This is a genomic window from Streptococcus suis (assembly GCF_029616525.1).
Classification (GTDB): Bacteria; Bacillota; Bacilli; order Lactobacillales; family Streptococcaceae; genus Streptococcus; species Streptococcus suis_AF.
Genome location: NZ_JANFME010000016.1, coordinates 38,503 through 44,740 on the forward strand (window position 1 = coordinate 38,503; position 6,238 = coordinate 44,740).

Genomic DNA, 6,238 nt, shown 5'->3' on the forward strand with positions numbered 1-6,238 from the left:
CACAAAAACAGCCAAGATAAACCACGTCCTAAACGTTTAAGGATTGTGGTCTGCTTATCTTGGCTGTTTATTTTTCTATATATTATTCAAACACAAACTGGTTGTGGTAGAGTTCGGCGTAGAAGCCATTGAGTTTGAGGAGTTGGCTATGGTTGCCTTGCTCGATTACTTTTCCATCCTTAAGGACGATGATTTCGTCTGCATTGAGGATGGTTTTGAGGCGGTGGGCAATGACGAAGCTGGTCCGTCCTGCGATAATAGCCTCCATAGCTTTCTGGATTTTGGCTTCCGTTACGGTATCAACGTTTGACGTTGCTTCGTCCAAAATCAAGACTTGTGGGTCTGTCAAAAGCGTACGGGCAATGGAAATCAGCTGTTTCTGACCTGTCGAGAAGACATTCTCATCATCGGTCACAAAGGTCTCATAGCCCTCTGGCAAGCTCATGATAAAGTCGTGGATATGGGTGGCACGAGCTGCGGTTTCCACCATTTCCTGCGAAATGCTCTCATCACCAAAGCGGATATTGTCCGCAATAGTACCTGAGAAAAGAACCGACTCCTGCAAGACAATGCCGACCTTATCCCGCAAGCTGTCCAGATCATATTCCCGAATATCGCGACCATCAAAGGCCACACTACCACCATTGACATCGTAGAAGCGGTTGATCAAGTTCATAATGGTAGTCTTACCAGACCCCGTCGGACCAACGACTGCCACCATTTTGCCCTTAGGAGCAGAGATAGATACCTTGTCCAAGACCTTCTGACCTGGCAGGTAGCCAAAGTCGATGTCCTTGATTTCAACACCTTCTTTTAATTCGGTAAATAGCGGAGCGTTTTGAGGGCGAACTTCTTCTGGCTCATCAAACATTTCTTGAATACGATGAGCTCCTGTGAAGGCTAGCTGCAATTCTGCCCAGCTGGCAGCAACCTGCATGATTGGCTGGTAATACTGTTGCGAATACTGAACAAAAGTCACCACCAAACCAAGTGCGGCAGCTGTTTCCAGCGAGCTATCGTTGAGGACAATGCTGGAGCCTGCAAAGATAACAATGGCCGTATTGACCAAACTCATACCATTCATAAATGGGAAGAGAATCCCACCAAACAAGCGACCCTTGAAGGTCGTACGGCGAACTTCTTCATTGAGCTCCAAGAAACCATCAATCGTCTCTTCCTGCACACCCTGTACAATAATCGCTTTTTGTCCAGAAATTTTCTCGTCCATGTAGGCATTGAGCTTAGATACCGCAGCCTGTTGCTTATCCGTATATTTCCGTGATAGGCGGATGATAAGGACCAAGGCAACCAAGGCAACTGGCGTAGAAGCAATGGTCACCAAGGCCAAGCGAGTATCCTGACGGAACATCATAATGACCATACCAACATAAAGAGCGATGTTGGTCACCACTTGGGTCAAAGACTGGTTAAAAGCGTTTTGGATATTGTCCAAATCACTGGTAAAGCGAGAAAGAATATCCCCATCCTTGTGACTATCAAAGAAGGCAACTGTCAAACGTTCCAGCTTGCCAAACAAGCCCTTACGCATACGGTTGGTCGAATGAGCCACGATACGCGTGAAGAGGAGGGTGTAAATCAAGGAAGCCACAACCGTCGCCGCATAGGCAAAGAAAAGATTGAGCATAACTCCATTAAAATCCGTCATATCAGGCTTGAAACCAGACTGCCCTATCTGCTCTGCAGCAAAATAAGCCTGACCAATTTTCCCCATCTCTGCAATGGCATTTCCAAGGAAAACAGGTGTCTTAACCTGCAAGTAGGTCGCTGTCACAATGGCTAGAAAAATCACAGCAAAGGACAGTTTATAGCGTTTAAAATAAAACCAGAAAAATCTAAGTGTTTTCATCTATTCTTCCTTCCCTTTCTGTGTTTCGTAGATTTCACGGTAAACGTCATTTGTCGCTACCAACTCAGCGTGGGTACCTTGGCCGATCAGACGACCTTCGTCAAGAACCAAAATCTTATCAGCTTTGACAACAGAAGAAATCTTCTGGGCAACGATGACAGTGGTTGTCCCTTTCAAATCATGGTTGAGAGCCTCTTGGACCAGTTTCTCAGACTTGGCATCCAGGGCAGAAGTCGAATCATCCAAGACCAAAACCTTAGGCTCACCAATCACTCCACGAGCAATGGACATCCGCTGCTTCTGACCACCAGAGAAGTTATTTCCACGTTCTTCTACTTGGCTCTCATAGGTATCATCCAAACGGTCGATAAATTCTTTGGCTTGGGCAATACCTGCGGCCCGCTCCAATCTTTGCAAATCAGCACCAGGTGCCCCTTGACGCAGGTTGTCCGCAATGGTTCCCGAGAAAAGAATAGCCTTTTGCAAGACAATCGATACCGTATCACGCAGGGTGTTCTTGCTGACTTCTTTCAAGTCCCGACCACCGATGGACACCGTTCCTTCTTGCGGGTCAAACAAACGCGGAATCAGTTGAGCAAGAGTGGATTTACCCGCACCAGTTGCACCAACCACACCAACCATTTGCCCTGGCTCAATCTCAAAAGAGATATTTTTCAAAGTCGGCTCTGTATCATGTGGATAGGTGAAGCTAACATTGTCAAAGACAATCTTACCAGTCAATTCTTCATCCGCCACATCCTTGAAGGTCATAGCAGGCTCCGTATCCAACACCTCGCTGATACGCTTAATAGAAATAGCAGCACGTGAAGCCTGCATACCCATGAAGCTAGTCATGATAATGGCAAACATGATTTGCATGAGGTAGCTCATAAAGGAAGTAAAGCCACCAACTGCTTCCATGTTGGTTTTCAACATCCCAGACACCAAGTAGAGGGACGCAAAAATCGCCATATAAGAGATAAACATCATCAAGGGTTGCAAGATAGCAAAACCATAGCCGATAAAGAGATTGAGATCCAAGAGTTCATTGGATACTTTCTTGAACTTGGCATACTGATTTTTTTCTTGTACAAAGGACTTGACCACACGAATCCCACGCAGGTTTTCTTTGGCAATGCTATTCATCTTGTCCATAAGGGACTGGAATTTACCAAAACGTGGTCCCATTTGCCCCATGACAACCGCCATAATGGCCATAATCAAGACCACCATGAGAATAATCATCCACCAGAGTTCTGGCATGGTCCGCACCGCCATGATAAAGGCTCCAACAAACAGCAATGGAACCCGCATCAACACTGTAAAGAGCATCATGACAAGGTTCTGGATTTGATTGACGTCGTTAGTCATCCGAACAACCAAGTTCCCTGCGTTAAACTCTTCGATATTGGCATAAGAAAAGCTCTGAATTTTCCGAAAGGTCTTCTCACGAATATCTGCAGATACCCCTTGTGAAATTTTTGCTGCAGCAATGGTATTGACAAGCCCTGCCAAAAGACCAATTCCAGCAATAATCAGCAGTAATTTGCCCACACGAACAATTTCATCCTTGTCATTGGCCAAGACTGCTGTCAAAACATCCTGCAAATAACTAGGTTGCATCAAGGTCGTTGCTACGACAATGGACGTCAACAAGACCGATGCTAAGGCGTACCATTTATAACGTAAAATGGCTTCTTTAAACATGATTCGTCTCCTTATAACGTTTAATATTTTCTTTTAATTGATCGGCTACTTGTCTAACCAAATCAAATTCTTCCTTTTGAATACCTCTAAAAAGAGAATGGTGCATCTCCTCATGGAAGGATTTTAGGTGACAAATCTTGCTCCGACCTTTCTCTGTCAAGACCAACTGCTTGTAACGTCTATCAAACTGAGATGGCAAAACCTGAATAAAGTCATTTTTCTCCATTCGCTTAACCAGATTGCTGGCAACGGATTTGGAAATTTTCAACTCTGCTTCAATATCTTTGACAAAGGTTTCAAGGTCTGACCGTTCTGCTATGAAACGCAAAGCCCACCCCTGTGGTCCAGCTAGGTGCTCCACATCATATTCCTTGGCAATCGTTTCACTAATTTGTTCAATTTGATTGAGTAAATTCCGAAAATCTGCAATAGTATGTCCCATGACAGCTCCTTTCTACGAAAATAATTACCATGAGAACTATTATAGTTCTCTTAAGAACTATTGTCAAGTTTTGGCTCTGCTATTTTCCAAAAAAATGCAACTATGTTATAATAATAGAAAATACTTACACAGGGGAATCGTATGGAGAAACAAACCATTGCTGTTCTTGGGCCTGGCTCTTGGGGAACAGCCCTTGCCCAGGTCCTTAACGATAACGGACATTCTGTTCGTATCTGGGGAAATATTCCTGAACAAATTGACGAAATCAATGAACATCATACCAACACGCGCTACTTCAAAGATATTGTCCTAGACGAGAATATCAAAGGATACAAGGATCTGACAGAAACTCTTGAAGGAGTTGATGCTGTTCTTTTCGTTGTGCCAACCAAGGTAACACGACTAGTTGCCAAGCAAGTCGCACAAGCTCTCAAACACAAGGTAGTTGTCATGCACGCTTCCAAAGGGTTGGAACCAGATAGCCACAAACGTTTGTCAGAGGTCTTGGAAGAAGAGATTCCTGCTGAACTCCGCTCGGAAATCGTTGTGGTTTCAGGACCAAGCCATGCCGAAGAAACCATTGTCCGTGACTTGACCTTGATTTCTGCCGCATCTAAAGATTTGGAAACTGCAACCTACGTGCAAAACCTCTTCAGCAACCACTACTTCCGCCTCTACACCAACAATGATGTAATCGGTGTAGAAACAGCTGGTGCTTTGAAAAACATCATCGCCGTCGGGGCTGGTGCTTTACACGGACTTGGTTATGGTGATAATGCCAAGGCAGCCATTATCGCTCGCGGTTTGACAGAAATCACACGTCTAGGCGTTGCTATGGGCGCAAATCCTCTGACTTACAGCGGTCTTTCTGGTGTTGGTGATTTGATTGTTACCGGTACATCTGTCCACTCCCGCAACTGGAGAGCTGGAGATCAGCTCGGTCGCGGTGAAAAACTCGAAGATGTAGAACGCAATATGGGCATGGTCATCGAAGGTATTTCGACTACCAAAGCAGCCTATGAATTGGCACAGGAATTGGGCGTCTACATGCCTATTACTCAAGCCATCTACAAGGTCATCTACCAAGGTGCGGGTATTGAAGATGCCATCAAAGAAATCATGACGGGTGAATTCCGCCATGAAAATGAATGGCATTGATTCTTATTTAATATGAAAACCAAAATATAAAGGATTACATACTTATGAAAAAAGTTAGAAAAGCCGTTATCCCTGCAGCAGGTTTGGGAACGCGTTTCCTGCCTGCTACTAAGGCTCTTGCCAAAGAAATGTTGCCAATTGTTGATAAACCCACTATTCAATTTATCGTTGAAGAAGCTCTTCGCTCTGGTATCGAAGATATTTTGGTGGTCACTGGTAAATCAAAGCGTTCTATCGAAGACCACTTTGATTCAAACTTTGAATTGGAATACAACCTCAAAGAAAAATGCAAAAATGATTTGTTGAAACTCGTTGATGAGACTACAGGTATTCGCCTCCACTTCATCCGTCAAAGCCACCCGCGTGGACTTGGTGATGCCGTTCTTCAAGCTAAAGCATTTGTCGGGAACGAGCCATTTGTTGTCATGCTCGGCGATGACCTCATGGACATTACCGATACTAAGACCGTACCACTGACCAAGCAACTCATGAACGACTACGAAAAGACACATGCTTCAACCATTGCCGTTATGCCCGTTCCTCATGAAGAAGTTTCTGCATACGGTGTTATCGCTCCACAAGGTGAAGGTGTCAACGGTCTCTATAGTGTGGAAACCTTTGTGGAAAAACCAAAACCAGAAGATGCTCCTTCTGACCTTGCTATTATCGGACGCTACTTACTCACTCCTGAAATCTTTGAGATTTTAGAAAACCAAAAACCTGGTGCCGGGAACGAGATTCAATTGACAGATGCCATTGATACTCTGAACAAAACACAACGCGTGTTTGCTCGTGAATTCAAAGGCAACCGTTATGATGTTGGGGATAAGTTCGGTTTCATGAAAACTTCTATCGACTATGCCCTCCAACACCCTCAAGTAAAAGATGATTTGAAACAATACTTGATTGATCTCGGTAAAAAATTAGATACAAAGAAAAACTAGCAATCGCTAGTTTCAGAATGAAGACAAACATCTCGCTTGATGTTTGTCTTTTTCTGTTTATTGGTCTGATAGTCCGTCTTTTTGCCAGAATAGTGGCTATTTGGACAAAATAAAAAGGCT

At 44.2% G+C, this 6,238-nt stretch carries 5 protein-coding genes; 2 read left to right on the forward strand and 3 right to left on the reverse strand.

Going from position 1 to position 6,238, the window contains the following annotated elements; genetic code table 11:
• Window positions 1–82: 82 nt before the first annotated feature.
• From NOL38_RS07460 to NOL38_RS07470, 3 genes are read right to left on the reverse strand one after another with little or no spacing between them, the layout of a single operon-like run.
• Window positions 83–1,867 carry an ABC transporter ATP-binding protein gene (locus NOL38_RS07460; RefSeq protein WP_248057421.1) on the reverse strand — a complete coding sequence of 595 codons (1,785 nt, stop codon included), beginning with the start codon at window positions 1,865–1,867 and terminating at the stop codon, window positions 83–85.
• The gene (locus NOL38_RS07465; protein WP_248057423.1) at window positions 1,868–3,574 is read right to left on the reverse strand and encodes an ABC transporter ATP-binding protein; all 1,707 of its coding nucleotides are present in this window, start codon (window positions 3,572–3,574) and stop codon (window positions 1,868–1,870) included.
• On the reverse strand, window positions 3,567–4,016 hold the full coding sequence (locus NOL38_RS07470; protein WP_024414076.1) for a MarR family winged helix-turn-helix transcriptional regulator: 450 nt from the start codon (window positions 4,014–4,016) through the stop codon (window positions 3,567–3,569). The genes NOL38_RS07465 and NOL38_RS07470 overlap by 8 nt, the downstream gene beginning before the upstream one ends.
• 141 nt (window positions 4,017–4,157) lie before the next feature.
• Here NOL38_RS07470 and NOL38_RS07475 point away from each other — a divergent pair, with 141 nt between their 5' ends.
• Window positions 4,158–5,174 carry an NAD(P)H-dependent glycerol-3-phosphate dehydrogenase gene (locus NOL38_RS07475; protein ID WP_277941825.1) on the forward strand — a complete coding sequence of 339 codons (1,017 nt, stop codon included), beginning with the start codon at window positions 4,158–4,160 and terminating at the stop codon, window positions 5,172–5,174.
• 44 nt (window positions 5,175–5,218) lie between these two features.
• On the forward strand, window positions 5,219–6,118 hold the full coding sequence (gene galU, locus NOL38_RS07480; protein WP_277941826.1) for a UTP--glucose-1-phosphate uridylyltransferase GalU: 900 nt from the start codon (window positions 5,219–5,221) through the stop codon (window positions 6,116–6,118).
• Window positions 6,119–6,238 lie beyond the last annotated feature (120 nt).

What these genes read in the sequence shown, in the direction of transcription:
- NOL38_RS07460 (WP_248057421.1), bottom strand. Translation starts at nt 1,867, where the DNA reads ATGAAAACACTTAGATTTTTCTGGTTTTATTTTAAACGCTATAAACTG.
- NOL38_RS07465 (WP_248057423.1), bottom strand. Translation starts at nt 3,574, where the DNA reads ATGTTTAAAGAAGCCATTTTACGTTATAAATGGTACGCCTTAGCATCG.
- NOL38_RS07470 (WP_024414076.1), bottom strand. Translation starts at nt 4,016, where the DNA reads ATGGGACATACTATTGCAGATTTTCGGAATTTACTCAATCAAATTGAA.
- NOL38_RS07475 (WP_277941825.1), top strand. Translation starts at nt 4,158, where the DNA reads ATGGAGAAACAAACCATTGCTGTTCTTGGGCCTGGCTCTTGGGGAACA.
- galU (WP_277941826.1), top strand. Translation starts at nt 5,219, where the DNA reads ATGAAAAAAGTTAGAAAAGCCGTTATCCCTGCAGCAGGTTTGGGAACG.